Annotated in this window: 32 protein-coding genes and 1 tRNA gene; 9 read left to right on the forward strand and 24 right to left on the reverse strand. The window is 75.4% G+C overall.

The window, feature by feature from the left end; translation table 11 throughout:
• Window positions 1–4: 4 nt before the first annotated feature.
• Together JD79_RS00350 and JD79_RS00355 are read right to left on the reverse strand one after the other, a co-directional pair.
• Entirely contained in the window at window positions 5–502 is a 498-nt protein-coding gene (locus JD79_RS00350) for a DUF427 domain-containing protein (protein WP_110003928.1), read from the reverse strand.
• 10 nt (window positions 503–512) lie between these two features.
• On the reverse strand, window positions 513–743 hold the full coding sequence (locus JD79_RS00355; protein ID WP_110003929.1) for a DUF3618 domain-containing protein: 231 nt from the start codon (window positions 741–743) through the stop codon (window positions 513–515).
• 91 nt (window positions 744–834) lie between these two features.
• Here JD79_RS00355 and JD79_RS00360 point away from each other — a divergent pair.
• A tRNA-Leu gene (locus tag JD79_RS00360) sits at window positions 835–915 on the forward strand.
• A gap of 12 nt (window positions 916–927) precedes the next feature.
• Here the strand turns inward: JD79_RS00360 and JD79_RS00365 are convergent.
• Window positions 928–1851, reverse strand: coding sequence for a DUF6910 family protein (locus tag JD79_RS00365; RefSeq protein WP_110003930.1), 924 nt, complete (start codon window positions 1849–1851; stop codon window positions 928–930).
• A gap of 212 nt (window positions 1852–2063) precedes the next feature.
• On the opposite strand from JD79_RS00365, the gene JD79_RS00370 reads away from it, so the two are divergent.
• Window positions 2064–3008: a hypothetical protein gene (locus tag JD79_RS00370; protein WP_110003931.1), complete on the forward strand. Its 945-nt coding sequence runs from the start codon at window positions 2064–2066 to the stop codon at window positions 3006–3008.
• A gap of 18 nt (window positions 3009–3026) precedes the next feature.
• Here the strand turns inward: JD79_RS00370 and JD79_RS22345 are convergent, their stop codons facing one another.
• From JD79_RS22345 to rph, 5 genes are all read right to left on the reverse strand, one after another.
• Entirely contained in the window at window positions 3027–3188 is a 162-nt protein-coding gene (locus JD79_RS22345; protein WP_170149062.1) for a hypothetical protein, read from the reverse strand.
• A 20-nt stretch (window positions 3189–3208) separates the two neighbouring features.
• A complete protein-coding gene (locus JD79_RS00375; RefSeq protein WP_110003932.1) occupies window positions 3209–4456 on the reverse strand; it encodes a glycosyltransferase family 2 protein in 1248 nt (415 codons plus the stop codon).
• Window positions 4457–4549: 93 nt separating this feature from the next.
• The gene (locus JD79_RS00380) at window positions 4550–5635 is read right to left on the reverse strand and encodes an HPP family protein (RefSeq protein ID WP_146220352.1); all 1086 of its coding nucleotides are present in this window, start codon (window positions 5633–5635) and stop codon (window positions 4550–4552) included.
• A gap of 80 nt (window positions 5636–5715) precedes the next feature.
• A complete protein-coding gene (gene rdgB, locus JD79_RS00385) occupies window positions 5716–6324 on the reverse strand; it encodes an RdgB/HAM1 family non-canonical purine NTP pyrophosphatase (RefSeq protein WP_110003934.1) in 609 nt (202 codons plus the stop codon).
• On the reverse strand, window positions 6321–7043 hold the full coding sequence (gene rph / locus JD79_RS00390; protein ID WP_110003935.1) for a ribonuclease PH: 723 nt from the start codon (window positions 7041–7043) through the stop codon (window positions 6321–6323). The genes rdgB and rph overlap by 4 nt, the downstream gene beginning before the upstream one ends.
• Window positions 7044–7104: 61 nt before the next feature.
• Between rph and JD79_RS00395 the strand changes: the two genes are divergently transcribed.
• Together JD79_RS00395 and bcp are read left to right on the forward strand one after the other, a co-directional pair.
• The gene (locus tag JD79_RS00395) at window positions 7105–7509 is read left to right on the forward strand and encodes a YjbQ family protein (RefSeq protein WP_211307802.1); all 405 of its coding nucleotides are present in this window, start codon (window positions 7105–7107) and stop codon (window positions 7507–7509) included.
• A 47-nt stretch (window positions 7510–7556) separates the two neighbouring features.
• The gene (gene bcp, locus JD79_RS00400; protein ID WP_110003936.1) at window positions 7557–8045 is read left to right on the forward strand and encodes a thioredoxin-dependent thiol peroxidase; all 489 of its coding nucleotides are present in this window, start codon (window positions 7557–7559) and stop codon (window positions 8043–8045) included.
• An 18-nt stretch (window positions 8046–8063) separates the two neighbouring features.
• On the opposite strand, the gene JD79_RS00405 is transcribed toward bcp, so the two are convergent.
• From JD79_RS00405 to JD79_RS00440, 8 genes are all read right to left on the reverse strand, one after another.
• On the reverse strand, window positions 8064–8654 hold the full coding sequence (locus tag JD79_RS00405) for a QsdR family transcriptional regulator (protein WP_110007272.1): 591 nt from the start codon (window positions 8652–8654) through the stop codon (window positions 8064–8066).
• Between the two features lie 373 nt (window positions 8655–9027).
• A complete protein-coding gene (locus JD79_RS00410; protein ID WP_110003937.1) occupies window positions 9028–9507 on the reverse strand; it encodes a DUF4262 domain-containing protein in 480 nt (159 codons plus the stop codon).
• A gap of 103 nt (window positions 9508–9610) precedes the next feature.
• Entirely contained in the window at window positions 9611–10564 is a 954-nt protein-coding gene (locus JD79_RS00415; RefSeq protein WP_110003938.1) for a DNA polymerase domain-containing protein, read from the reverse strand.
• Window positions 10565–10606: 42 nt separating this feature from the next.
• A complete protein-coding gene (locus JD79_RS00420) occupies window positions 10607–11344 on the reverse strand; it encodes an MBL fold metallo-hydrolase (RefSeq protein WP_110003939.1) in 738 nt (245 codons plus the stop codon).
• A 54-nt stretch (window positions 11345–11398) separates the two neighbouring features.
• Window positions 11399–12148: an HAD-IA family hydrolase gene (locus tag JD79_RS00425; RefSeq protein WP_211308107.1), complete on the reverse strand. Its 750-nt coding sequence runs from the start codon at window positions 12146–12148 to the stop codon at window positions 11399–11401.
• The gene (locus tag JD79_RS00430) at window positions 12055–13005 is read right to left on the reverse strand and encodes a PLP-dependent cysteine synthase family protein (protein ID WP_110003940.1); all 951 of its coding nucleotides are present in this window, start codon (window positions 13003–13005) and stop codon (window positions 12055–12057) included. Before JD79_RS00430 ends, JD79_RS00425 begins: the two co-directional genes overlap by 94 nt.
• Window positions 13006–13052: 47 nt before the next feature.
• Window positions 13053–13331, reverse strand: coding sequence for a MoaD/ThiS family protein (locus JD79_RS00435; protein ID WP_110003941.1), 279 nt, complete (start codon window positions 13329–13331; stop codon window positions 13053–13055).
• Window positions 13332–13491: 160 nt separating this feature from the next.
• Window positions 13492–13965 carry a M67 family metallopeptidase gene (locus JD79_RS00440; protein ID WP_110003942.1) on the reverse strand — a complete coding sequence of 158 codons (474 nt, stop codon included), beginning with the start codon at window positions 13963–13965 and terminating at the stop codon, window positions 13492–13494.
• 97 nt (window positions 13966–14062) lie between these two features.
• Here JD79_RS00440 and JD79_RS00445 point away from each other — a divergent pair, with 97 nt between their 5' ends.
• Entirely contained in the window at window positions 14063–14410 is a 348-nt protein-coding gene (locus JD79_RS00445) for a hypothetical protein (RefSeq protein WP_110003943.1), read from the forward strand.
• Here the strand turns inward: JD79_RS00445 and JD79_RS00450 are convergent.
• The gene (locus tag JD79_RS00450) at window positions 14358–14846 is read right to left on the reverse strand and encodes a DUF2017 family protein (protein WP_110003944.1); all 489 of its coding nucleotides are present in this window, start codon (window positions 14844–14846) and stop codon (window positions 14358–14360) included. The two genes, JD79_RS00445 and JD79_RS00450, sit on opposite strands and share 53 nt — an antisense overlap.
• Complete coding sequence (clpS, locus tag JD79_RS00455; RefSeq protein WP_110003945.1) at window positions 14843–15139, reverse strand: ATP-dependent Clp protease adapter ClpS; 297 nt, start codon at window positions 15137–15139, stop codon at window positions 14843–14845. Before clpS ends, JD79_RS00450 begins: the two co-directional genes overlap by 4 nt.
• A 73-nt stretch (window positions 15140–15212) precedes the next feature.
• Between clpS and JD79_RS00460 the strand changes: the two genes are divergently transcribed.
• The gene (locus JD79_RS00460; RefSeq protein WP_110003946.1) at window positions 15213–16496 is read left to right on the forward strand and encodes a nicotinate phosphoribosyltransferase; all 1284 of its coding nucleotides are present in this window, start codon (window positions 15213–15215) and stop codon (window positions 16494–16496) included.
• Window positions 16497–16510: 14 nt separating this feature from the next.
• Window positions 16511–17077 carry an isochorismatase family protein gene (locus tag JD79_RS00465; protein ID WP_110003947.1) on the forward strand — a complete coding sequence of 189 codons (567 nt, stop codon included), beginning with the start codon at window positions 16511–16513 and terminating at the stop codon, window positions 17075–17077.
• Window positions 17078–17182: 105 nt separating this feature from the next.
• Here the strand turns inward: JD79_RS00465 and serB are convergent, their stop codons facing one another.
• Window positions 17183–18463, reverse strand: a complete 1281-nt coding sequence (serB, locus tag JD79_RS00470) for a phosphoserine phosphatase SerB (RefSeq protein ID WP_245899464.1) — start codon at window positions 18461–18463, stop codon at window positions 17183–17185.
• 118 nt (window positions 18464–18581) lie between these two features.
• The gene (gene ctaD, locus JD79_RS00475; protein ID WP_110003949.1) at window positions 18582–20339 is read right to left on the reverse strand and encodes an aa3-type cytochrome oxidase subunit I; all 1758 of its coding nucleotides are present in this window, start codon (window positions 20337–20339) and stop codon (window positions 18582–18584) included.
• Window positions 20340–20551: 212 nt separating this feature from the next.
• On the opposite strand from ctaD, the gene JD79_RS00480 reads away from it, so the two are divergent.
• A complete protein-coding gene (locus tag JD79_RS00480) occupies window positions 20552–20833 on the forward strand; it encodes a GlsB/YeaQ/YmgE family stress response membrane protein (protein WP_110003950.1) in 282 nt (93 codons plus the stop codon).
• Window positions 20834–20898: 65 nt separating this feature from the next.
• Here the strand turns inward: JD79_RS00480 and JD79_RS00485 are convergent, their stop codons facing one another.
• From JD79_RS00485 to JD79_RS00495, 3 genes are read right to left on the reverse strand one after another with little or no spacing between them, the layout of a single operon-like run.
• Window positions 20899–21750, reverse strand: coding sequence for a putative RNA methyltransferase (locus JD79_RS00485; RefSeq protein WP_425454182.1), 852 nt, complete (start codon window positions 21748–21750; stop codon window positions 20899–20901).
• Between the two features lie 26 nt (window positions 21751–21776).
• A complete protein-coding gene (locus JD79_RS00490; RefSeq protein ID WP_110003952.1) occupies window positions 21777–22997 on the reverse strand; it encodes an MFS transporter in 1221 nt (406 codons plus the stop codon).
• Window positions 22994–23497, reverse strand: a complete 504-nt coding sequence (locus JD79_RS00495) for a metallophosphoesterase family protein (protein WP_110007274.1) — start codon at window positions 23495–23497, stop codon at window positions 22994–22996. The genes JD79_RS00490 and JD79_RS00495 overlap by 4 nt, the downstream gene beginning before the upstream one ends.
• Window positions 23498–23575: 78 nt before the next feature.
• On the opposite strand from JD79_RS00495, the gene JD79_RS00500 reads away from it, so the two are divergent.
• The gene (locus JD79_RS00500) at window positions 23576–25186 is read left to right on the forward strand and encodes an MFS transporter (protein WP_110003953.1); all 1611 of its coding nucleotides are present in this window, start codon (window positions 23576–23578) and stop codon (window positions 25184–25186) included.
• 132 nt (window positions 25187–25318) lie between these two features.
• Here JD79_RS00500 and JD79_RS00510 read toward each other — a convergent pair whose 3' ends face one another.
• The gene (locus JD79_RS00510) at window positions 25319–26326 is read right to left on the reverse strand and encodes a cytochrome c oxidase assembly protein (RefSeq protein WP_245899467.1); all 1008 of its coding nucleotides are present in this window, start codon (window positions 26324–26326) and stop codon (window positions 25319–25321) included.
• Window positions 26327–26331: the final 5 nt, after the last annotated feature.

A 26331-nucleotide genomic window follows, 5' to 3' on the forward strand; every position in this document is an offset into this window, starting at 1 on the left:
CCCGTCACCAACCCAGCGTCCCCGGCTCGCCCTTGAACGGGCCGACGACGTCGCCGGTGATCCAGCCGCCGTAGAAGTCCCCGGCCTGCGCGCGCACCTGCTCGCCGTCGACCAGCGCCCGCTCCACCCTGCTCGGGTAGAACGCCACCGCGCCGCGCAGGTGCTCGTAGCCCGGCGTCGGCTGCTCGTAGGACCAGCCCACCGCGGGGTACCGCCGGCCGCCGACGACGGCGTCCCAGTAGGTCGCCTGCCCCTTCCACTCGCACCACGACGAGCCCCGGCCCCGCTCCAGCACGCCCGGGACGACGTCGTCACGGGGCACGTAGTAGACCGGCGGGTGGCTGGTCTCGCAGACCCGCACCGCCCGGGTGGTGTCGGCGACGACCTGCCCGCCCATCTCGACGACGACGCGGCGGGGCGTGACCTCGGCCGAGGGCGGGCGCGGGTAGTCCCACACCGACTCCTGGCCGGGACCGACGGGATCCCGGCGGGGCGTGCGCACGCCGGCCGCTCTAGTCCCTGCGGTGGCGGACCTTCTGGACGACGACGAGCGTCACCAGGAGGCCGAGGGCGCCGATGGTCGCCTTGCCGGCGGTCGAGGTCAGGAACCGCTGGACGGCGTCCCTGCCCTGGGCCTTGAGCCGTGTCGGGCTGCCCCGGTAGGCGAGGTGGTCCAGGGTCGCCGCCAGCGACTCACGGGCGGCGTCGATCTCCAGCTGGATCTCTCGAGGGTCGCGAGGCACGGCGACAGCCTGCCAGACAGCGCGCCGACCGGCCCGTTCCGGAGATCGCGGGCACCCGGCCGGGCGACCGCGCCCTAGACTCGGCGGCCACGCGGGAGTGGTGTAACGGCAGCCACGCCAGACTTAGGATCTGGTGCCCTCGGGCGTGCGGGTTCGACTCCCGCCTCCCGCACTCGACGGGCGCTCAGCGCAGGGTGACGGTCAGCTCGACCTGCGGCGAGGGCAGCTCCGGGTCGTCGGCGTCGACGACGGCGAGCAGGTCGACCCGGTCGCCGTCGCCGCTGCCGCGCAGCGCCAGCCCCTCCACCTTGACCACGCGCCCCTCCACCTCCGGGACCGGCGCGACGTCGAGCACCCGCCCGCCCTCGGCCAGGACGAGGGCGGTGGCCACCACCGGGCCGTCGTCGACGGCGTTCGGGGTGTCCTCGGCCGCCGCCGAGAGGACCTCCCGCCCGTCGGGCAGCGCGACGGCGTCGGTGACCGCCAGCCCGACGCCGGCCACCTCGCCGAGGTCGAGCACGTGCGCCGCCCCCAGCCGCACCGACGCGGGGGCGGCGCGGCCGAGCAGGACGGCGACGAGGTCCGCCAGCCGGACCTCGACCCCCGCGTTCGGCACCCCCGCCGCGAGGTTGCCGCGCTGGTACCAGCGGAGGACGTCGCCGGCGCGGCTGGCCCCCTCCAGGTTCAGCTGCCCGGCCGGCACGCCCAGGCGGTCGGCGACGGCGGCGTAGAGCGGCCCGAGGTCGGCCGCCCGCACCGACGGCCGGTCGCCGTCGAGGACGACCAGCACCCCGCGCGTGCGCCGCCCGGTCGAGCCGGACCCGAGCAGCAGGACCGCCTCGTGCCCGTCGGCCTCCACGGGGCACGCGGTCTCGAGGTCCGGCTTGAGCGACTTGGTGCCGGCCGCCTCGGAGAAGCGGTCGTGCCCCTTGACCGGCGGGAGCAGCCGCACCGGCGCCACCCCGCCCGGCCGCTGCCAGGCCGCGGAGGTCGCGTCGTCCTGCGCCACCAGCCAGCCGTCGCCGAGCGGCGCGAGTCCGGAGGCCGCGGTCACGGGCGTCCCGTCGTCGAAGCGCAGGTCGCGCACAGCGGTGAGGTCGACGCGCACGGACCCCCCGTGCCCAGCACGCCGGGATGTCACGCAGCACGGGTGACGAGACCGTCTCTTCGCAGGTCAGCACGCTGGAAACCGGGGAACGCCGCTGCACGGGCGCCCCGTCCGACGTAGTCTCGGGAACGGCCGGCCGGCCGCACGACGGGGTGCCCGGGGCCGGCCCTCTTCCCCGCACGCAGTCCCCCGGACACGACCCGTCGGAGCCCATGACCTCCCCCCGCACCGAGCCCAGCACCTCCCCCGGCGGCACCCCCGAGCCGGTCCCCGACAAGCCCCGCACCTCGCTGAGCGTCACCCAGGTGGCCGCCGGCGCCCTCGCCGCGGTGTCCGCGGCGGTGCTCGCCTCCTTCTTCGGCGTGGCCGGCACCGTGATCGGCGCGGCCCTCGTCAGCGTCGTCAGCACGGTCGGCTCCGCGCTCTACAGCGCGTCCCTCAACCGGACCAGCGAGAAGCTGCGCAGGGCCCGCGAGCAGCTGGCCACCCGGCCGGTCCCCGCCCCCGGCGACGCCGCGACCCGCGAGCTGCCCACCGCAGGGGACGCGGCCACCCGCCGGCTCCCCGCCCCGGGCGAGGCCGCGACCCGTGAGCTGCCGGCTTCCCTCGACCCCCGCCGGGCCCCGGCGCCGAGGCGGCGGATCCGCTGGCCGCGGGTGGCCGTGTACGCCGTCGGCGTGTTCGTCCTCGCCATGGGGATCGTCACGAGCATCGAGCTCGTCGGTCAGCAGCCGGTCTCGGCGCTGGTCGGCGGCACCGACACCTCGTCGTCGTCCACGACGATCGGCGAGCTGTCCAACGCCTCGTCCTCGCGCGACGTGACGCCGTCGGATCCCGACCCGACCGACCCCGCCGGCACCACGACCGAGGCCCCCGCCTCGGGCACGCCGGAGGACGGCGCCGAGGAGTCGGCCACCCCCACCGAGGAGCCGGAGGAGTCCGCGCCCGCGACCGAGAGCGGCAGCGGCGACGAGGAGCCCGGGGAGCCCGGGGAGTCCGCGCCGGCCGAGGACTCCACGCCGGCCGAGCCGTCGACGCAGGCACCGCAGACCGGATCGGGCAGCGGCTCCGGCAGCGGCTCCGGGAGCGGCTCCGGGAGCGGCTCGGGCAGCAGCCCCCAGGCCGACGCGGGCACCGGGGCCCCGCCGGCCGGCTGAGGTCCCCGGTGCCGGGGGTCAGTTCTTCGCGCGCCGCGGGACCAGCTTGAGCAGCGCCAGCCCGGCGAACAGCAGGGTGACGCCGGCGACGACGATCGCCAGCGCGTCGACGCCGGTGTAGGCGAGGGCGGTCGACCCGCCCACGCCGCTGGCCGTCACGTAACCCGCCTTGCTGTACACGTGCACCTCCTCTCGGGGGATCAGCCCGCCGCGGGAGCCGCGACGTGGTGCCAGGTGGCCTCCCGGCGGCGGACGACGTCCGCCAGGGAGCGGACGAAGACGGCCTGGATGAACAGGTCGTAGGCCAGCTCGACCACCAGCGGCGCCGCCAGGAGCAGCGCCCACGCGCCACCCCTGCGGACCGTCACCAGCCGCTCGGCCAGGAACACCAGACCGACCGCGGCCCAGAACCGGTCGAGGTGCGGGGCGCCGTCCCGGAGCAGCACCAGCACGGTGAGCAGCAGGTACGCCTGGAAGGCGAGGACGCCCAGGCCGATGCCCACCTGCTGTCCCCAGTAGCGGACCGTGACCCGGGTGAGCCCGTAGTGCCGCAGGTTCTCCAGGGCGCCGCGCTGCCACCGCATGCGCTGCTTCCACAGGTCCCGCCAGGTCGGCATGATCTCGGTGACCACCGAGCACGCCGCCGGGCTGGTCATGCGCCAGCCGAGGGTCTTGAGGGCGAGGGTCAGCTCGTTGTCCTCGGTGAGCGCGAGGGTGTCGTAGACCTGCCCCTCCCGTCCGGGCAGCGTGGTGCCGCGCGCGGCGGCGACCTCCCGCAGGGCCCGGACCCGGAAGAGGGTCCCCGTCCCGGTCAGGACCATGACCCGGCCGGTCCGGGAGACGTCGCGGCTGTAGCGGAGGTACTCGTTGCGCTGGAGCTGCCCGAGGACACCCGCGCCCGGGTGGCCGTAGAACAGCCCGCCGGCGGCGCCGATGCGCGGTGAGGACGCGAGGCTGGCCGCGGCCGCCTCGAGGAAGCCGGGTGCCAGCTCGGTGTCGGCGTCCATCACGAGCACGAGGTCGTCGTCGTGCAGGTCCGGCGTGGGACCGGCCGGGACGTCGTCGTCCCCCGGGTCCGCGGCCGCCCGGTCCCGGCGCCGGTCGGGGCCGCGACGCGGGTCCTCGGAGGTCCCCCGCCGGTCGGAGGTGGCGGTGCGCCGGAACCGCGCGACGATCGCCTGGTTCAGGGCCCCGGCCTTCTTGTCGGTGTTGCCGACGGTCTCGTAGACCTCGGCGCCGCGCTCGCGCGCGATCCGGGCGGTGTCGTCGGTGCAGTTGTCGGCGACGACGACCACGCGGTCGGGGCGCCGCGTCTGGCGCTGCAGCGCGTCGAGGGTGGTCCCGATGGTGGCCGCCTCGTCGTGCGCGGGGATCAGCACCACCAGCCGGGCCGCCGGTGTCGTGCCGTCCCCCGCCGTGCCGTCCCCCGCCGTGCCGTCCCCTGCCATGCCGGCTCCTCCTGGCGTCGCGTCCCGTCAGGAGGTCAACGGCAGGGTCCGGCCGGGGCTGTCGCGGAGCGGGCCGGGACCACCCCGAACGGGTCAGGAGCCGACCAGCGCCCGGTGCAGGACGGCGACCAGCTCGGCGCGGGTGACGATCCCGGCCAGCCGCCCCTCGCGGTCGACCACCGGAAGGTGCCGCAGGCCGCGGTCGGCCATGAGCCCGACCAGCTCCGAGACCGGGGTGTCCACGCCGACCGTGGTGACCGGGCTGCTCATGACCTCCGCGACCGGGTCGAACGCCACGACGTCGAGGTTGAACAGGTCGTGCACGGTGACGATGCCGACCACCTCGCGGTCGGGCGTGACGACCGGCAGCGCCTTCACCGCGTGCTGGTTCATCAGCATCCGCGCCCGGTAGAGCGTCTCCTGCGGCTGCACGGTGCGGACGTCGCGCTCCATCAGCGCGCCCACCCGCAGCTGCCCGAGCCGGCGGTCCAGGGCGTGCGCCTCGGCGTCGCGGACCAGCGCCAGCACGTCGCCGGGCAGCACGTCGAGGCCGCGGTCCAGCCGCTGCATCGCCGCCGTGACGTCCTCGGCCTGCAGCCCGACCCGCTCGGTGGGGGGCGCGTCGGGCCCGCTCCGCGGCGGCTCGGGGACGTGCGGATAGGGGCGGCCGGTCAGGTTGTTGACCAGCGCCGCGACCAGCAGCAGCACGACGGTGTCGACGCCGACCGGCCACAGCGCGAACGCCCAGCCGTGGTCGGCGACCGCCGCCCCGCCGACGGCGGTGAACAGCGCGCAGGCGCCGCCGGGTGGGTGCACGCAGCGCAGCACCATCATCAGCGGGATCGCGACCCCGACGGCGACCGCGGCGGCCAGCGTGACGTCGTCGAGGAGCTTGCCGGCCGCGACGCCGACCAGCGTGGACACGGTGTTGCCCGCCAGCACGGGGTAGGGCTGGGCCAGCGGGCTGGCCGGGGCGGCGAACAGCAGCACCGCGGTGGCGCCCATCGGCGCGACGATCCACGGCAGCCCCGCCGGCCCGCCGGGGACCGCGTGCGCGGTGACCGCGGCCAGCGCGATGCCGGCCAGGGCGCCCAGCCCGCCGCGCAGCACCTCCGAGCGGCGGTAGCCCACCGGCCCGGGCCGCAGCCCGGCCCTCCACGCCCTGACGTCCGCGCGCACCCCGCTCCCCTCCCGCGGGCCCCGCTGCCCCGCGCGGGCGCAGACAGTACGTCGTCGCGAGCCCTGGTGGGGGCTCCCGGTCAGGACCCGCCGAGGGTCCGGGCCACCACCGGGACCAGCGCGGCGAAGGCCTGGCCGCGGTGGCTGCGCGCGTCCTTCTCCGCCGGCTCGAGCTCGGCCGAGGTGAGGTCCAGGCCGTCGGGCACGAAGACGGGGTCGTAGCCGAAGCCGTTGCTGCCGCGCGGCTCGCGGACCACCCGGCCCCGCCACTGCCGCTCCACGACCGACTCGGCGCCGTCGGGGGTCACCAGGGCGGCGGCGCAGACGAACGCCGCGCCGCGCCGCTCGTCGGGGACGTCGGCGACCTGGGCCAGCAGCAGCGCGGTGTTGGCGGCGTCGTCGCCGTGCCGGCCCGACCAGCGCGCCGACAGCACGCCGGGCATGCCGTTGAGCGCGTCGACGGCGATGCCCGAGTCGTCGGCCACGGCGGGCAGGCCGGTGTGGCGGACGGCCTCGCGGGCCTTGAGCAGCGCGTTCTCCGCGAACGTCGCGCCGGTCTCCGGGGCCTCGGGGTACTCGGGGACCTCGCGCAGGCCGACCACCTCGACGCCGGGGACGGCGTCGGCGAGCAGCCGCTGGAGCTCGGCGAGCTTGCCGGCGTTGCGGGTGGCCAGGAGCAGACGGGTCATCGCTGCAGCGCCTCCTGCTGGACGCGGGTGAGCTCGGCGCACCCGGCGACGGCGAGGTCGAGCAGCCGGTCGAGGGTCGGACGGTCGAACACCGCGCCCTCGGCCGTGCCCTGCACCTCGACGAACCCGCCGTCCCCGGTGCACACCACGTTCATGTCGGTCCCCGCCTTCACGTCCTCCTCGTAGGCGAGGTCCAGGCGCGGCTCGCCGTCGACGACGCCCACGCTGACCGCGGCCACCGACTGCGCGAGCGGGTCCTTCCTCGACAGCTTCCTCCGGTCGCCCAGCCACGACACGGCGTCGGCGAGGGCCACGTAGGCGCCGGTGATCGCCGCCGTCCGGGTGCCGCCGTCGGCCTGCAGGACGTCGCAGTCCAGGGCGATGCTGTTCTCCCCCAGCGCCGCCAGGTCGATCGAGGCGCGCAGCGAGCGGCCGATCAGCCGGCTGATCTCGTGGGTGCGGCCGCCGATCCTGCCGCGCACCGACTCGCGGTCGCCGCGGGTGTGCGTGGCCCGCGGCAGCATCGCGTACTCGGCGGTCACCCAGCCCAGGCCCGAGCCCTTGCGCCAGCGCGGCACCCCCTCGGTGACGCTGGCGGCGCACAGCACGCGGGTGCGGCCGAACTCGACGAGCACCGAGCCCTCGGCGTGGTCGAGCCAGTTGCGGGTGATGCTCACCGGGCGGAGCTGGTCGGCCGCGCGGCCGTCGGGACGGGTCACGGACGCCGAGCCTATCGACGCCGGCTCGCCGTCTCCCGCGGGAGCGGTCACGATCGTCCCCGTGCGATCGGAGCTGCGGACGGTGCGGACCGGCGGGGTGCCGGTGGTGGTCGACCTGACCGCGGAGTGCGAGGACTTCGTCGGCAGCGAGGGCGACGGCCTGCTGCACGTCTTCGTCCCGCACGCCACGGCCGGGCTGGCGGTCATCGAGACCGGCTCGGGCAGCGACGACGACCTGCTCGCCCAGCTCGACGAGCTGCTGCCCCGCGACGACCGCTGGCGGCACCGGCACGGCAGCCCCGGCCACGGCCGCGACCACGTGCTGCCGGCGTTCCTGCCGCCCCACCTGAGCGTCCCGGTGCTCGAGGGCCGGCTGCAGCTGGGCACCTGGCAGCGGATCTGCCTGGTCGACCCGAACCGCGACAACCCGCAGCGGCAGGTCCGGCTGTCGTTCCTCCGCGGCTGACGCCCCACTCGCACGGGCCGTCGCCCCGGCACGGCATCATGCCGGGCATGACCGAGACCGTGCCCGCTCCCGTCCGCCTGGCGCCCGGTGACCCGGCGCCGGACTTCACGCTGCCCGACGCCGACGGCCGTCCGGTCTCGCTCGCCGACCACCGCGGCCGGCGCGTGGTCGTCTACTGCTACCCCGCGGCGCTCACCCCCGGCTGCACCACGCAGGCCGTCGACTTCACCGCCGCGGCCGGCGAGCTGGCCGAGGCGGGGCTCGACATCATCGGCATCTCCCCCGACCCGCCGGAGAAGCTGCACCGCTTCCGCGAGCAGGAGGGGCTGGGCATCACGCTGCTCTCCGACCCGGACAAGCAGGTGCTGACCGCCTACGGCGCCTTCGGCACCAAGAAGCTGTACGGCAAGGAGGTGCAGGGGGTCATCCGCTCCACCTTCGTCGTCGACGCCGAGGGCCGGATCGAGCGGGCCGCCTACAACGTCAAGGCCACCGGGCACGTCGCCAAGCTGCGCCGCGACCTCGGCCTGGGCTGACGGGCCCGGCCGGCCCGGTCAGTCGGCGCGGATCCCCAGCACGCCGGTCACCAGCGCGTCGACCACCGTCGTCGCGGCCTTGAGGTCGGGGTCCCGGGCCACCATGACGTCGGAGTAGAGGAACGACTCCCCCAGCCGGACGACCGCGTAGGACAGCACCGGCAGCGGGACCTCCGAGGACAGCCCGCGTGCCTCGACGTCGCGCTCGAGCAGGTCGGTGTAGGCCTCGACCAGCCGCGGCTGGACCCGCCCGCGCGGGTCGGTGAGCACGCGCAGCGCGGTGGTCGGCTCGTCGTCGATGAACCGCCGCAGCGACGTGGCGGTGCCCAGCACGTTGCGGAAGTCCTCCATGATCGCCAGGCTGCGCAGCCGGCCGGCCGGCTCGGCGCCCTCGGGGCGGGCGTCGTGGGCGTCCGCGGCCCGCTGCAGGGTCCGCTCGGCCAGCCACCACATCGCCTCACCGAGGATGGCGTCGCGGTTGCCGACGCGGCGGAACAGCGTCACCCGGGAGATGCCCAGCTGACCGGCGAGCGTGGTGGTGTCCAGCCGCTCGCCGTCGAGGAGGGTGCGCGCCGCCCGTCGGACGACCTCTTCCCGGGGCGCGATCACGGTGCGAGCGTAGGCGCGCCCGACCTGCGGGTACACGAGCGCGCTCCCGTCCTCACCCGCACAGAGGAGGGCGGGCACCGTGCGTGCACGGTGCCCGCCCCGTCCACGGACTCCCGGGGTCGGACCGGGCAGGTGTTCCGGTGGTCCGGGACGCTGCCGGAGGCGCTCACCGGCGGGCCGGGGCGGAGGAACCGCGAGTACCGGGTGCCGGTCGGGAGACGTCTGATGCGCACGGATGTCCTCTCGACCGGACCGCGGGCACGCAGCACCCACCGCCGGAGGAGGGGAGGCCGCCCCGGCGTCGGGTCCACGGGGTCGTGGTCGCCTGGCGCGCACCGGCTGACCCGGAGCCGGCGGTGTGCACGGGGGCGGCTCAGGCCGTCCACGTGCCCGGGCGCGGCTGCCCGTGACGGCCGCCGTCCCAGCCCGGGTCCCACGGGAAGCACCCCACCGGCGAGGCCCAGGTCAGCACACACGCCGGCACGGAGTAATCCGCCGGGCGCCGGTACCAGCGGTTGGCGCCCAGCAGCACCTCCCCGGGGTTCGGGCACTCCTCCACGACCAGCTCCTCCCGGCCCACCTCCAGCAACTCGCCGGGTACCACCGAGCGGCCGGCGACGACCTCGCCGGCGACCGCGTCGAGCAGGCCGTGGGTGGCCGACGACCCGCGGCCGACGACCACCAGCTCCGGGGAGCCGAGGCCGAACAGGCCGATGGTGTAGCCGAACGCCGGCTCGTCGGGCCGCTCCCCGGGCCCCACGTACTGCACGGCGAAGCGGGCGCGGCGGATGACCGCGGCGAGGTGGGCGTCCTCCTGGTCCAGCCAGGCGGTGGTCTGCGGGTCGTGCGTCATGCCGGGAGCCTGCGGGTCGGCACTGACAGGACGCGCCCGGGCACATCCGGTGGTGGACGGCCGGGCTCCCTGTGGACGACGGGGACCGGATCGTCAGCCCGCTTCAGCCCTCGGTGGCGCGCTTCGCCCGCGCCCGCCGCTTGCCCTCGTGCATCGCGGCCACCCGCGCGACGGGGATGGCATGGCCCTCGGCGAGCAGGTCGGCGGGCAGCTCCTGCGGCTCCGGCAGCAGCGCCGTCCACGGGTCGCCGTCTCCCAGCCGCTCAGGCGCCGTCCCCACCGTGACGTCGCCCGGCCGGACGGAGGGCAGGTCCGCCCAGGCCACCGGGGCCGACACCGGCAGCCCGGGGCGGATCCGCGGGCTGTAGGCGGCGACGATCGTCGACGAGCCCGAGCGGGTCGAGTCCAGGAAGACGCGGCCGTGCCGGTCCTCCCTGATGTAGGCGGTGGTGGCCAGGTCGGGGTCGAGCGCCGCCGCCCGGGCGGCCAGGGCCCGGGTCGCGGCCGCGGCGTCCTCGGGCCCGACCCCGCGGACCGGGACGACGACGTGCACGCCCTTGGACCCGCTGGTCTTCACCGCGCCGGCCAGCCCGGTGTCGGCCAGCGCCCGCCGCACGAGCTCCGCGGCCTGCACGACGACGGCGAAGTCGGCGCCCTCCGGCGGGTCGAGGTCGAGCACGATGCCGGTGGGCTCGGTCTCCGCGCCGGCGCGGAAGAAGGGGACGTGGAACTCCACCGCCCGCTGGTTGGCCAGCCACAGCAGCGTGCGGCGGTCGTCGCAGAGCACCTGGTGCACCTCGCGGTGCGCCCCGGAGGACCACACCGGCACGGTGCGCACCCAGTCCGGCGCACCCTTGGCCACGTTGCGCTGCATGAACGGCTCCTGGCCCGGGCGCACGCGCTTGACCGACAGCGGCCGGCCGGCCAGCTGCGGCACCAGCCGGTCGGCGAACGCGTCGAGGTGGTCGACCAGGTCGCCCTTGGTCACCTCGAGCCCGTCGCCCAGCGGCGCGTCGAGGCTGGTCAGCCGGACGCCGTCCCGTTCGTCGTCGACCACCGGCCCACCGTGCCCGTCGGGGACGGGCGGGGCAACAGCGCCCTACACCTCGTAGGTGGCGCCCGGGCGGACCAGCTCGGCGCCGGGGAAGGCCGTGCGGGCGGCGGCCAGCTGAGCAGCGGGGTCCACCCAGGGCGGGACGTGGGTGACCAGCAGCCGGCGCACGCCGGCGGCGGCCGCGGCCTCCCCCGCCTGCCGGCCGGTGAGGTGCAGGTCCGGCGGCAGCCCGTCGCGCTCGGGGTGGGCGGCCTCGGCCAGCAGCACGTCGGCTCCGTGCGCCAGGTCGACGACGGCCTGCGACGGCCCCGTGTCACCGGTGTAGACCAGCGAGCTGCCGTGGGCGGTCAGCCGGACGGCGTGGCACTCGACCGGGTGCGCGGTGCGCACGGTCTGCACGGTGAACGGGCCGAGGATCGCCGACACCGGCGTGACCGCGAAGTCGAAGACGTCGGTCAGGGGGGCACCGCCGCCGTCGTACACCAGGGCCAGGCGCCGATCGGCGCCGTCGGGCGCGATCAGCGGCAGCCGACGCCCGGACGCGCGGCCGGAGTACCGGTGCCACACCACCAGCGGAGCGACGTCGAGGCAGTGGTCGGCGTGCAGGTGGGAGAGGTAGACCGCGTCGATCGAGTCGGGGTCGACGAGCGCCTGCAGCGCCCCGAACGCACCGCTCCCGAGGTCGAGGAGCACCCGGAAGCCGTCGTGCTCGACGAGGTAGCAGGAGGCCGCCGACGTCGGGCCGGGCCCGCTGCCCGAGCAGCCCACCACCGTGAGCCTCACGCCGCGCTCCCCGGCCGGCCGCATCTCCGCACGCTGTCCATCGCGGGCGCCAGGTTAGCCGTCCGGCAGGACCGACCCGGCGGCCACCGTGAGGACGCCGTCGTCCCAGCGCAGACCGGTGAGGTCCCGGACGACGACGTCGGCACCGGCGCCGACCGCCCGCTCCCCCACCCCGACGACGCGCGCGCCCGCGGCGCGGCCGGCGGCGATGCCCGCGGGGGCGTCCTCGAGGACCACGGTCTGCTCCGGGCGCAGGCCGAGCAGCCGGGCGCCGAGCAGGTAGCCCTCGGGGTCGGGCTTGCCGGTGCGCACGTCGTGCCCGGTCACCATCGCCGCGGGCAGCGGCAGGCCGGCGGCGCGCAGCCGCGCGGTGGCCAGTGCCGGGGTGCCGGAGGTGACGACGGCCCACACCTCCGGCGGCAGGGACGCCAGCAGGTCGGCGGCACCGGCGACGGCGGGGACCGTGCCGGCGTCCTCGAGCTCGTAGCGGTCGATGAGCGCGGCGGCCTCGGCCCGGCCCGGCCCGGCGACGAGGTCGGCCACCGTGTCGGCGGCCCGGCGCCCGTGCACGACGGCCAGGACGCCGGCGGGGTCGAGGTCGTGCTCCACCGCCCAGCGTGACCAGGAGGTGACGACGGCGGCGTCGGAGTCGACGAGGACGCCGTCGTTGTCGAACAGCAGCCCCCGGGCCGGCAGCTCGACCGGCGCGCTCAGGCCCAGAGCTGGCCCTCGAGCGCCGCGGTGGCCTCCTCGACGGTGCCCCCGTAGGCGCCGGTGGACAGGTACTTCCAGCCGCCGTCGCAGACGACGAAGACGATGTCTGCCTTGCGCCCGGCGGCGACCTCGCGGTCGGCGATCCCGAGCGCGGCGTGCAGGATCGCGCCGGTCGAGATCCCGGCGAAGATGCCCTCGCGCTCGACCAGCTGCCGGGTGCGGTGGACGGCGTCCTCCGGGCCGACGGAGAACCGGGAGTCCAGCAGCTCGGCGTCGTAGAGCTCGGGGATGAAGCCCTCGTCGATGTTGCGCAGGCCGTAGACCAGCTCGCCGTAGCGCGGCTCGGCGGCGATGACCTGGACGTCGGGCTTGTGCTCGCGGAAGTAGCGCGAGCAGCCCATCAGCGTGCCCGTGGTGCCCAGGCCCGCGACGAAGTGGGTGATCGACGGCAGGTCGGCGAGGATCTCCGGGGCGGTGCCGGTGTAGTGCGCCTCGGCGTTGGCCGGGTTGCCGTACTGGTAGAGCATCACCCAGTCGTCGTGCTGCGCGGCCAGGTCCTTGGCCATCGCCACGGCCTGGTTCGAGCCACCGGCGGCCGGCGAGCTGATGACCTGCGCGCCGTACATCTCCAGCAGCTGCCGGCGCTCGACCGAGGTGTTCTCCGGCATGACGCAGATCAGCCGGTAGCCCCGCTGCCGGGCGACCATCGCCAGCGAGATGCCGGTGTTGCCGCTGGTCGGCTCGAGGATCGTGGCGCCCGGCGTGAGCGTCCCGTCCTTCTCGGCCGCCTCGATCATCGAGATCGCGGCGCGGTCCTTGATCGACCCGGTGGGGTTGTGGTCCTCGAGCTTGGCCCACAGCCGCACGTCGGAGGTCGGCGACAGGCTCGGCAGCCCGACCAGCGGGGTGCCGCCGAGGGAGTCGACGAGGGAGTTGAAGCGGGCCATGGCAGAGCTCTTCCCGGGGACGAGGGGGACGGGCGGGCGGGGCTGCGTCAGCAGCCGCCGGCGACCGCCGGGAGGATGGTGACCGAGTCGCCGTCCTTGACCGCGGTGTCCAGGGAGCCGGTGAAGCGCACGTCCTCGTCGTTGACGTAGACGTTGACGAAGCGGTGCAGCTTGCCCTCCTCGGTCACCAGGCGGCCCTTGAGACCCGGGTGCTTGGCGTCGAGGTCGTCGACGAGCGCGGCCAGGGTGTCCCCGCTGCCCTCGACGGTCTTGTTGCCGCCGGTGTGGGTGCGCAGGATGGTCGGGATCCGGACCTCGATGGCCATGGCGTGCGGTTCTCCTCGGGAGGGTGGGGACGTGCGGGAGCGCTCGACGTGAGCGCGTGTCGGTGCGGGCAACGCCCGCTCGCCGCGGGTCATTCCGCGGCCGGCCCCGTCCAGGGCACCGCCCCGAGCTCGCGAGGGGTGGGGAGGACGGGGTCCTTCGTCAGTCGTAGACGACGGTGGTCGGCGAGTGGCCGAACAGGTAGGACTCGACGACCTCGACGTCCTCCTCGCTCACCTCGCCGTCGACGATGCGGAAGCTGCGGAACTCGACCTCGTCCCCGGCCAGGCCGGTCTCCCGGCCGTGGTGCCGGGTGGACACGAGCACGTAGTGGGCGCCCGGCTCCGACGCGTAGCTGACGTCGGTCCGCGACGGGGACGCCTCGGTCGCGGTGTGCGAGTGGTAGACGACCACCGGCTCCTCGCCCCGGTCGTCCATGTCCCGGTACAGGCGCAGCAGGTCGGCCGAGTCGAACTCGTAGAACGTCGGCGACCGCGCGGCGTTGAGCATCGGGATGAACCGCTCGGGACGGTCGCTGCCCTCGGGGCCGGCGACGACGCCACAGGCCTCGTCCGGGTGGTCCTCCCGGGCGTGGGCCACGATGGCGTCGTAGGTCGCGCGGTCGATGCGCAGCACGGTCCCAGTCTAGGCGGCGCTCCGACGGCACCGGGACGACGGTCGCCCGACCGGGGGCGGACACCGGCCGGTCGGCCACCGGCTACGGTGCGGACTCGTGGTGCTCGAGCTGATCATGGTGGCCGGCGTGCTCGTCGTCGCCCTGCCGGCGCTGTGGCTCGGCACCCGGGGGCTGACGCATCGCACCGGGCACTACAGCAGCGACGTGGGCGCCGACCGCGTCTCGCTCGTGCTGCTGGTCACGCTGCGCGCGCTCCTGCTGCTGCTGGTGCTGGTGCTGTCGGCCGTCACCCTCGTCTCCGCCGTCGGCGCGCTGGTCCGCGACCTGGAGCTGCCGAGCCTGGTGCTGGTCTTCTTCGTCCTCGACCTGCTGCTCGCGACCCTCGTGGTGCTCACCTTCGGCCGGCGGCGACCGCGTCCACGAGCGACCCCTGCAGCGCGGTGAGCCAGTAGTAGACGGCCAGCTGCTGGCCCTCCTCGCCGGCCGGGTCCTCCGGCGGCTCGGTGTCCTCGGTGATCCCGATCCGCTCGCCCAGCGCCAGCCGCAGGTCGTTGGTGGTGCGCAGCCACGCGTCGGCCTGGTCGCGGTCGAGCCGCACCTCGCCGCCGTCGGCCGGCAGGCTGGCCCGGACGGCGGCCAGGTCGTCGGTCTTCCCCGACCGCAGCGCCGACTCCGTCAGCTCCCGGTAGTCCGCGGCGATCTCGGGGTCGGTGCGGTGGCCGGCGGGCAGCAGCCGCGCGATCACCGGGTCGCCGTCGACGTCGTCGGCGTCGGCCGTGAGCAGCTGCTCGAGCTGGTCGAGCAGCAGCCCGAGGACGCCGGCCTCGGCCGGCTCGAGCCGCGCGACGACGTCCCCGCGCCTGCGCCGGAACGGTCTCATGCGTCCTTCTGGTAGGTGGCCCACAGGCCGTAGGCGTGCAGCCGGCTGGTGTCGTGCTCCATCCGCTCGCGCGGGCCGGAGCTGACGACCGCCTTGCCGTCGTTGTGCACCTGCAGCATCAGCGTGGTCGCCGTCGGCTCGTCGTAGCCGAACAGCTCCCGCAGCACGTGGGTCACGTAGGTCATGAGGTTCACCGGGTCGTTCCAGACGATGGTGACCCAGGGCCGGTCGAGGTCTGCGGTCTCCTCGACCGTGGTCTCGGGCGTCCGTGTCGGCGCCAGGGGTCCGGCCACCCGTCCACTCTAGGACGGCCGCTCCCCCCGCTTCCCGGGTGGAGACGCGGCGGCCGACCTAGAGTCCCGTGCCATGCCGACGGGTCCCGCCCTGCTCACCGACCGGTACGAGCTGACCATGGTCGCCGCGGCCCTCGCCGACGGCACCGCCGACCGCGACTGCGTCTTCGAGGTCTTCGCCCGCCGCCTGCCGCACGGCCGCCGCTACGGCGTCGTCGCCGGCACCGGCCGCCTGCTCGAGCAGCTGCCGTCCTTCCGCTTCGGCGACGACGAGCTGGCCACGCTGCGCGAGCAGGGCCTCACCGACGCCCGGCTCCTCGACTGGCTGGCCGACTTCCGGTTCTCCGGCGACGTGGACGGCTACGCCGAGGGCGAGCTGTTCTTCCCCGGCTCGCCGGTGCTCACCGTGCGCGCGCCCTTCGCCGAGGGCGTGCTGCTCGAGACGCTGGTGCTCTCGGTCCTCAACCACGACAGCGCCATCGCCTCGGCCGCGGCCCGGATGGTCGGCGCGGCGTGCGAGCGGCCGTGCATCGAGATGGGCTCGCGGCGCACGCACGAGCAGGCCGCGGTCGCGGCGGCGCGGGCAGCCCACCTCGTCGGCTTCGAGGCCAGCTCCAACCTCGAGGCGGGCCGGCGCTACCGGGTGCCGACGACGGGCACCAGCGCGCACGCGTTCACGCTCCTGCACGACGACGAGTCCGCCGCCTTCCGCGCGCAGGTCGACACCCTCGGCGTCGGAACCACGCTGCTGGTGGACACCTACGACGTCGCCAAGGGCATCGCCACGGCCGTCGAGGTGGCCGGCCCGCAGCTGGGCGCGATCCGGCTGGACTCCGGCGACCTGCCGACGCTGGCGACCGCCGCCCGCCGCCAGCTCGACGACCTCGGCGCGACCGGGACGCGGATCATCGTCACCAGCGACCTCGACGAGTACGCGATCGCCGGGCTCATGGCCGCGCCGGTCGACGGCTACGGCGTGGGCACCTCGCTGGTCACCGGCTCCGGCGCCCCGACCGCCGGGATGGTCTACAAGCTCGTCGAGCGCGACGGCGTCCCGGTGGCCAAGCGCTCCGAGGGCAAGAACTCCGTCGGCGGCCGCAAGACCGCCGTCCGCCGGCACGACGCCGACGGCACGGCGACCGCCGAGGTGGTCACCAGCGGGCCCGTGGAGCCGCGCGAGGGCGACCGGCAGCTCGTGGTCCCCCTGGTGCGCGGCGGCGAGGTGGTGTCGCCGTCGTCGCCGGCCGAGGCGCTGGCCGCCGCGGTGGAGCACCACCGACGGGTGCGGGATGCGCTGCCGCCGGAGGCATGGGCGCTGTCCCGCGGGGAACCGGTCCTGGAGACGGTGACGGCGTGAACGGAGGGTCCGGGGTGAGGCGCGCACTGCTGGTCGTGGACGTGCAGAACGACTTCTGCGAGGGCGGCAGCCTGGCCGTGGCCGGGGGCGCCGCGGTGGCCGGGGCGATCAGCGAGCACGTGCGGTCGGCCGGGTACGCGCACGTCGTCGCCACCCGGGACCACCACGTCGACCCGGGGGGCCACTTCGCCGAGCAGCCGGACTACCTGGAGACGTGGCCGGCGCACTGCGTCGCCGGCACCGGCGGGGCCGAGCTGCACCCGTCGCTGGACCGCGGGCCGATCGAGGCGGTGTTCGACAAGGGCGAGTACGCGGCGGCCTACTCCGGCTTCGAGGGCCGGGCCGACGGCGTGGGGCTGGCCGACTGGTTGCGCGAGCACGGGGTCGACGCGGTCGACGTCGTCGGGATCGCGACCGACCACTGCGTGCGGGCCACCGCGCTCGACGCGGTCGCCGCCGGGTTCGCCACGCGCGTGCTGCTGCCCCTGACCGCCGGGGTGTCCGAGGCCTCGACCGACGCCGCCCTCGACGAGCTGCGCACCGCCGGAGTCGAGCTGGAGGGCACCGTCCACCGCCCGTGACGTGAGCCGCCCCGCGAGGCGGCGTGAGGAGTGGGGGCCGCAGGCTCCCGCGATCGAACGCGGGAAGGGCTCAGTGCAGCCGGGGGACGGCACCTGGCCGCGATGTCATCCGGAGGACGACGGTGTCGTCGCGTCCATCACCTCGTCCCTCGTGAAGCCGAGGACCTGCAGGACGGCGTCGAGGTAGGGCTGGTTCAGCGCGGTGTGCGCCTGCTCGCGCACGACGGGCTTGGCGTTGAAGGCGATGCCCAGCCCGGCGGCGTTGAGCATGTCGAGGTCGTTGGCGCCGTCGCCCACCGCGACCGTCTGCTCCAGCGGGATCCCGTGCTCGGCGGCGAAGCGCGCCAGCGCCCGGGCCTTGCCCGCCCGGTCGACGATCTCGCCCTCCAGGCCGCCGGTGAGCCGCCCGTCGGCGACCTCGAGGGTGTTGGCCGCGGCGAAGTCGAGGCCGAGGGAGGCCGCGAGCGGGTCGGTGATCTGGCTGAAGCCGCCGCTGACGATGCCGCAGCGGAAGCCGAGGCGCTGCAGTGTGCGGATCAGCGTGCGGGCGCCCGGCGTCAGCTCCAGGTGCTCGCGCACCTCGTCGAGGACCTCCACCGGCAGGCCCGCCAGCGTGGCCACGCGCGCCCGGAGCGACTCGGCGAAGTCCAGCTCGCCGTTCATGGCCGCGGCGGTGATCCGGGCGACCTCGGCGGCCCGCCCGGCGCGGGCGGCGAGCTCGTCGATGACCTCGCCGCGCACGAGCGTCGAGTCCACGTCGAGGACGATCAGCCGCTTGCTGCGCCGGGCCAGCCCGACCTGCTCGACGGCGATGTCGGCACCGGTGGAGGCGGCGACGGCGGCCAGGGCGGTCCGCAGCTCGGTGGCACCGGCCCCCGAGACGGTCAGCTCCAGGCTGGTGACCGGATGGTCCGACAGTCGCCGGATCGCGTCGATGTTGCCGCCGACGCCGGCGATCGCCGTGGCCGCGCCGGCGACCGCGGACGGCGGCACCGGGCGCCCCAGCAGGATGACGTGGTGCGGGCGGCCGGCCGGCGTCCCCCGTCCGCCGCGGCCGGAGGCGGCCTGCACCTCGACGCGGACGCCGGTGGCCCGCGCGACGCCGTCGGCGAGGCGGCCGAGCGCGGCGAGGAAGGTGGTCCCGTCCACCGGACCCTCGTGCGTCGGCAGGGCGCCGACGACCACGCCGAGGACCAGCTGCCCGTGCACGACGACCTGCTCGACGTCGACCACCTCGACCGGCGGGACGCCGTCGCCGCCCTGCGCCAGCGCCCCGAACAGGCGAGCGGTCACCCCCGGCCGGTCGGCGCCGGTGACGGTGAGCAGCGCCCCGGGCCGCGGGGCGGCGGGCTCCGGCGGGACGCGGGGGGCGGGGTCGAGCGGCACGGCCGTCATCGTGCCGCACCGCTCCGCGCCCTCCCCCGGCCGGTCGGGCCCCGGTGGACGCGGCGACGCCCCGCCGGCCGGAGCCGACGGGGCGTCGCAGGGGACCGCGTGCCGTCTGTCAGAACGGGTCCGGGTCGTTGGGACCCTGACGCGCACCGGTGCCGCCGGCGAGTTCGCTCACGCCGCCGTACGGCTCGTGCCGCTTGCCGACGTGGGCCTCGCGGTGCAGCCGCTCGATGAGGTGCGGGTAGTGCGCCTCGAACGCCGGGCGCTCCGACCGGATCCGCGGGATCTCGGTGAAGTTGTGCCGCGGCGGCGGCGAGGAGGTGGCCCACTCCAGCGAGTTGCCGTGGCCCCACGGGTCGTCGCGCAGCGCGAGCCGGCCGTACTTCCACGACTTCGCCACGTTGTAGAGGAACGGGATCGTGGAGGCCCCCAGGACGAACGAGCCGATCGTCGAGATGACGTGCAGCGTCGTGAAGTTGTCCGTGGGCAGGTAGTCGACGTACCGGCGCGGCATGCCCTGGGTGCCCAGCCAGTGCTGGACCAGGAACGTGGCGTGGAAGCCGATGAACGTCAGCCAGAAGTGCAGCTTGCCCAGCCGCTCGTCCATCATCCGGCCGGCCATCTTCGGGAACCAGAAGTAGATGCCCGCGTAGGCGGCGAACACCACGGTGCCGAAGACCACGTAGTGGAAGTGGGCGACGACGAAGTAGCTGTCGTTGACGTGCCAGTCCAGCGGCGGGCTGCCCAGCAGCACGCCGGTGAGCCCGCCCAGGAGGAAGGTCACCAGGAAGCCGATCGAGAACAGCATCGGCGTCTCGAACGTCAGCTGGCCGCGCCACATGGTGCCGATCCAGTTGAAGAACTTGATGCCGGTCGGGACCGCGATCAGGTACGTCAGGAAGGAGAAGAACGGCAGCAGGATCGCGCCGGTGGCGAACATGTGGTGCGCCCACACCGTGACCGACAGCGCGGCGATCAGCAGGGTCGCGCCGACCATGCCCTTGTAGCCGAACAGCGGCTTGCGGCTGAACACCGGGATGATCTCGGTGATGATGCCGAAGAACGGCAGCGCGATGATGTAGACCTCGGGATGGCCGAAGAACCAGAACAGGTGCTGCCACAGCATCGGGCCGCCGTTCTCGTCGGAGAAGACGAGCGCGCCGAGGTTGCGGTCGGCCAGCATGGCCATGATCGCCGCGGTCAGGATCGGGAATGCGAACAGCACCAGCAGGCTGGTGACCAGCGTGTTCCAGGTGAAGATCGGCATCCGGAACAGGGTCATGCCCGGCGCCCGCAGGCAGGCGATCGTGGTGATGAAGTTGACCGCGCCGAGGATCGTGCCCAGACCGCTGACGGCCAGGCCCGCGAACCACATGTTGGCGCCGACACCCGGGCTGTGCACCGCGTCGGAGAGCGGGGCGTAGGCGTACCAGCCGAAGTCGGCGGCACCGTTGGGCGTGAGGAAGCCCCCGACGGCGATCGCGCTGCCGAAGAAGAACAGCCAGAAGGACAGCGCGTTCAGCCGCGGGAACGCGACGTCGGGCGCACCGATCTGCAGCGGCATGATCAGGTTCGAGAACGCGAAGAACAGCGGCGTCGCGAACATCAGCAGCATGACGGTGCCGTGCATCGTGACCAGCTGGTTGTACTGCTCCGGGGACAGGAACTGCAGCCCGGGCTGGCCGAGCTCACCGCGGATGAGCATGGCCATGAGGCCACCCACGAGGAACCAGGCGAACGAGGTGGCCATGTACATCAGGCCGATGGTCTTGTGGTCCGTGGTCCGCAGCAGGTTGGAGAGCCGCGCACCCCGCTGGACCTCGCGAGCCGGGCTGGGCCGGCTCACGATCGGTGCAGGCGCGATCGTCACGGCCGCAGCTTAGACCGTGCCCAGGAGGCCCGTCGGGCTGACCGGACAGGCGCGCCGCCGCACGGAGCGTGCACCCCGGCACTCTCCCGGGTGACGTCGTGGTCACGTCATGATCACGATGGTTTCCGCCCTGCTCAGACCGGGAACAGGACCGTCCGACCCTGGAGATCCCAGGCACGGCCACCCCCGGCCATTCCTCTCAGGAGGTCCTGATGGAGCTTCTCTGGAACATCATCGTGCTGATCGTGGTCGGCGCCATCGCCGGCTTCATCGCACGGGCCGTCGTCCCCGGCAAGCAGTCCATGAGCGTCGGGATGACCATCGTCCTCGGCATCGTCGGCTCCCTCGTCGGCAACCTGCTCGGCAGCCTGATCTTCGAGCCGCACCGCTTCGAGATCGGCACCTCCGGGATCATCGGCTCCATCATCGGCGCCATCGTGGTCCTGCTCGTCTACGTCTTCGCGACGCGGGGACGCAGCCGCGCCGTCCGCTGACGCAGCCTGCTCCGGCGCCTCGGGGGACGGCGGAGCAGCGAGCACGCCCAGGAGGGGCCCGGCCGTCACGGCCGGGCCCCTCCTGCGTCCCCGGGGACCGTCCAGGTCGTGACGTCGACGGCGAGGGTCGCCCGCACCCGCTCCGGCAGCCCGGCGACGGCGGCCGCCAGCCGTTCCGGCGTCAGGTGCCGCGCGTGCGGGCCCATCCCCACGACCGTCCCCACGGTGCGGCGGTCGAGGTCGAGCTCCTCGCGGTGCCGCACCCGCCCGGCCGCGACCAGGTGCGGCTCCAGGGCCGCCGCCAGCCGGGCCTCCTTGTCCGGGTCCACCCGCAGCAGGCCCAGCGGCTCCACGAGCTCGGCCAGGTGCTCGCGCGCGGGGGTGACCACCACGAGCCGGCCGCCGGGGCGCAGCACCCGCGCGGTCTCCGGGCCGTTGCGCGGGGCGAAGACCACCGTCACCCGGTCGACGGCGGCGTCGCGGACGGGGAGCCGCGCCCACGTGTCGGCGACGACCGCGATCACGCGGGGCGAGACCCCGGCCGCCCGGCGGGCCGCGTACCGCGAGGAGTCGAGGACCACCCCGACGGCGTCGGGCAGCCGGTCGAGGACCCCCGCCAGGTGGTGCCCGGTGCCGCCGCCGAGGTCGAGGACGGCCTCCACCGGCCCCTCCCCCGCCGCGACGGCGTCGGCGAGGACCCGGGTCAGGCCGGCGTACGTGCCGGCGGAGAGCACGTCGGCGCGGTCGGCGACCATCGCGGCGGTGTCGCCGGTGGGCGGGGTGTGCCGCGGCGGCAGCAGCGTCACGTGCCCCTGCCGCGCCCGGTCGAAGGAGTGCCCGGCCGGGCAGCGCAGACCCGTGTCGCCGGGCAGGGCCGCCAGCCGCGCACCGCAGACCGGGCAGGCCAGCAGGGCCACCGCCCGCGGCGGCCAGGGCCGCCGGCTCACCGGGCGCCCGCGGCGACGGCCGGCCGCTCGGCCGCCGGGCCGGGGACGACGCCGACGGCCCCTGCCGCGGCGGCCGCGCCGAGGGCGAACGCCGCCGGGTAGCCGGGGCCGCCGTCGGCCAGGAGCGCCGCCAGCGGGACGGTCAGCGCCGCCGCCAGGTTCTGCACGGTGTTGTGCGCGCCGAGCGCCCGCCCCGCCCACGCGCTCCCGGCCTGCTCGGCCACCGAGGTGAAGGCCACCCCGTTGGGGCTGACCGTGGCCACCGCCGCCAGGGCCACCGCGACCGCGGCCGCCGCGGGCCCGAGGACGTCCGGGGTCAGGGCGGCGACGACCGCGAGCAGTCCGACGACCACCGCCACCGCGACCGCGACCTGCCGCAGCGGCCCCAGCCGGCTGCCCACCCGGTCCGACCAGGTCCCCGCACCCAGCCGCGCGGCGACGCCACCGACCTGGGTGACCGCCAGCAGCGTGCCCGCCCCGGCCGCACTCCAGCCGGCCTCGCGCACCAGCCAGTCGAAGGCGAGGCCGGCGACGGCGAACTGCGGCACCACCAGCAGCGTGCTGGCCGCGTGCACCCGCCACAGGACGGGGCCGCGGTAGGGCGAGGGCGGACGAGGGGCGCCGTCGGTGCGCGGCGGGCGGGCGGGGTCGCGGACGAGCAGGCCGACGAGCACGGCGGTGACCGCGCAGCCGGCCGCGAGGAACGCGAAGGCGCCGCCGGGGCCCTCGGTCGCGAGCCGCGGGAGCACGAGGGCGGCCAGTCCGACGCCCAGCGGCTGCCCGGCCTGCCGGATCCCCATCGCGAGGCCCCGCTGCCCGGGCGGGAACCAGCCGAGCACCAGCCGGCCGCTGGCGGCGTGCACCGACGCGCTCCCCGCCCCGGCCAGCAGCAGCCACAGCCCGGTGGGCACGGCGGCGTCGGCCAGGGCGGCCCCGGTCAGGGCCGCGGCGGCCACGGCGAGCCCGCAGGAGAGCACCAGGCGCTCGCCGTACCGGTCGGCGAGGACACCCCAGGCGAGCAGCGCGCAGACCAGGCCGGCGGTGGGCGCGGCGACCAGCAGGCTGACCTGCGGGAGCGACAGCCCCTCGCCGCGCAGCGCCACGGTGAGGAAGGGCAGCCCGTTCTGCGCCGCGCAGGCGGCGACCAGGCCGGTGAGGCCCACGAGGAGGTGGCGCCAGCGGGCGGCCGGCGGGGACGCCGTCGGGACGGCCGTCACCGGGGTACCGGGTGGAGGACCACCTCGGACAGCACTCCGCCGTCGGCCACGGCGGTGAGGAAGGTGCCGTGCGGCTGCCGGCGCCGGTCGGTGGGCGAGCCGGGGTTGAGCAGCCGCAGGCCCGTCGCGGTGGTGGTGTCCCACGGGATGTGGCTGTGCCCGAAGAAGAGGACGTCGGTGTCGGGGAACCGGGCGGCACAGCGGCGCTCGCGGCCCTTCGCGTCGCCGGTCTCGTGGACGACGGCGACCCGCAGGCCGCCGACCTCGGCCCTGGCCACCTCCGGCAGCCGCCGGCGCAGCGGCCCGTGGTCGTTGTTGCCGTACACGGCGAGCAGGCCGCGGGCGCGCGACTCGAGTGCGTCGAGCAGGGCGACGTCGACCCAGTCGCCGGCGTGCACGACGAGGTCCGCGGCGTCGATGGCCTCCCACAGGGGACGAGGTAGGTCACGTGCTCGCCTGGGCAGGTGCGTGTCGGCGGTCACCACCAGCGATACGGGCACGGTCACATGGTCGCAGGGGGTTACGTTGCTGCCTCGGCCGACGATCTCGGCCCCCTGTCTCCACTCCCCGAGGACCTCATGACCCACCCGTCGTCCACCCCCGCCACCGGGCCGGACGCCCCGGCCGCGGAGCCCTACGAGAAGCGCTGGCTGGCCCTCGGCGTGATCGCGATGACCGTCCTGCTGGTCATCCTCGACGCCACGATCGTCAACATCGCGCTGCCCGCGGTGTCGGCGCCCGAGTCCGCGGGCGGGCTGGACATCAGCGCGGCGACCCAGCAGTGGATCGTCACCGCCTACACCCTGACCTTCGGCGGCTTCCTGCTGCTCGGCGGCCGCATCGCCGACTTCTGGGGCCGCAAGCGCACCTACCTGGTCGGTGCCGCCGGGTTCGCCGTCGCCTCGGCGTTCGGCGGCCTGGCCCAGAACGAGGCCATGCTCTTCGGCGCCCGCGCGCTGCAGGGGGTGTTCGGCGCGCTGCTCGCCCCGGCGTCGCTCGCCCTGCTGACCGTGCTGTTCACCGACCCCAGGGAGCGCGCCAAGGCCTTCGGCGTCTACGGCGCGATCGCCGGCGGCGGATCGGCGGTCGGCCTGCTGCTCGGCGGCGTCCTCACCGAGTACGCCGACTGGCGCTGGTGCTTCTGGGTCAACCTGCCGGTGGCGCTGCTCGCCATCGCCCTGGCCATCCCGTTCGTGCCGGAGAGCAAGGCGCCCGGCGACACCAGGTACGACATCCCCGGCGCGATCGTGATCACCCTCGGGCTGGCCGCCATCGTCTACGGGTTCACCCGCGTGGCCGAGGCGTCGCAGAGCAACGCCGCCGACGCCGCGGCGGCCAACCAGCAGGCGGCCGCGCAGGGCAACCCGGCCCTCGTGACGCCGGACAGCGGCTGGACCGACGGCCTGGCGTGGCTGTTCATCGTCGGCGGGCTGGTGCTGGTGGCGCTGTTCGTGCTGCTGGAGCTGCGCACCCGCAACCCGCTGCTGCCGATGCGCATCGTGCTCGACCGCAACCGCGGCGGCGCCTACCTGACCTCGACGCTGGTCGGCGCGGGGCTCATCGGGGCGTTCTTCTTCCTCAGCCTGTACTTCCAGCTGGTGCTCGGCTACGAGCCGCTGGTGGCGGGGCTGGCCTCGCTGCCGACCACGCTGGGCGTCTTCCTCTCCGCCGGTGCGGCCAGCGCGCTGGTGCCGCGGGTGGGACCGAAGCCGCTGATGGTGCTGGGGGGCCTGCTCGCGGCCGCCGGGCTGTTCACGCTGTCGTTCGTCGGCCTGGACACCGGTTTCTGGCAGCTGCCCTTCCCCGGCCAGCTGCTGCTGGGCCTCGGCCTGGGCTTCACCTTCGTGCCGCTGTCCAACCTGGCGCTGGTGGGCGCCGGTGAGCACGACGCCGGGGCCGCGAGCGCGATGCTCAACGCCACGCAGCAGGTGGGTGCCTCGATCGGCACCGCGGTGCTGGTCTCCCTGTCGGTCGGGGCCGCCAGCGCCTACACGGCGGACGTGTTCTCCTCGGGCGCACCCCCGCAGGACCCCGCGGCCGCGGGCCTCGCCGCGCAGGTGGAGGGCTACACGACGGCGTTCACCTGGGCCGCCGGCCTCCTGGTGCTCGGCGCCCTCGTCGCCGGGCTGCTGATCAAGGCGACGAAGGACGACATCCCGACCGGCGACACCGTCGTCCACGTCGGGTAGGTCCCCGCACGGCCCGGCGCCCGCGTCCCCGTCCCGGGGGCGCGGGCGTCCGTCGTCCCGGGCGCCGTCGTCCCGGGCGCCGTCGTCCCGGGTGCCGTCGTCCCGGGTGCCGTCGTCCCGGGTGCCGTCGCCTCAGGTGCCGGAGCGGGCGGCCATCGCCCTGAGACGGGCGTTGTAGGCCTCGAGCTCGGCGTCGTCGGTGCGCGCGGCGGCGCGGTCGAGGCGTCGGCCGCGGCGGTCCTCCGAGCCCATCCAGCTGAACAGCACGACGGCGAGCACCAGCACCGTCGGCAGCTCGCCGAAGGACCAGGCGATGCTGCCGGCGGTGTTCTGGTCGGCGAGCGGGTCCACGCCCCAGCCGGCGGGCGGGTCGGCGAAGGTCCGCACCACCAGCGACGACGACATCATGATCGCGACGCCGAAGAAGGCGTGCAGCGGCATCGGGATCAGCAGCTCGAGCATCCGGCCGGCGTGACCCACCTGCCGCGGCCACGGGTCCTGGGCCAGGATCGGCCCGAAGAACAGCAGGCCCGTGACGGTGAAGTGGGCGAGCATGAACTGGTGCCCGACCGGGTCACCCATGAGGGCGTCGAAGACGGGCGTGAAGTAGACGCCGTAGAGGCTGACCAGGAACAGCGGCAGCGTGAAGAACGGGTTGGACAGGAAGCGCGCCACCCGGCTGTGCAGGGCGTCGAGCAGCAGCGCCCGCGGGACGCCGGCCAGTCCCCTGCCCCGCGGCAGGGACCGCAGCGCCAGCGTGACCGGCCGGCCGAGGAGCAGCAGCAGCGGCGAGACCATCGACAGCACCATGTGCTGGGCCATGTGCACGCTGAACAGCACCATGCTGTAGCCGTTGAGCCAGGTCCCCGTGACGGCGAACAGGGACAGGCAGCCGGCCACCCACGACGCCGTGCGCCACCACGGCCAGGGCACCCCGGAGCGGCGCAGCCGGACGAGGCCGACGGCGTAGGCCAGCACGCCGAGCAGCGCGAGCACCGGCAGCACCGACCACGCGTCGAGGTGGGGCAGGAACACCCGTCCCCACGTGGGTGGCTCGCCGGGCACCCACATGCCCGAGTGGTGCCCGTGCTCCATCTGCCACCTCCGGTCCTCCGCGCTGTGCGCCTCCCACTGTCCCACCGGCG

The organism is Geodermatophilus normandii (genome assembly GCF_003182485.1).
Lineage (GTDB): Bacteria > Actinomycetota > Actinomycetes > Mycobacteriales > Geodermatophilaceae > Geodermatophilus > Geodermatophilus normandii.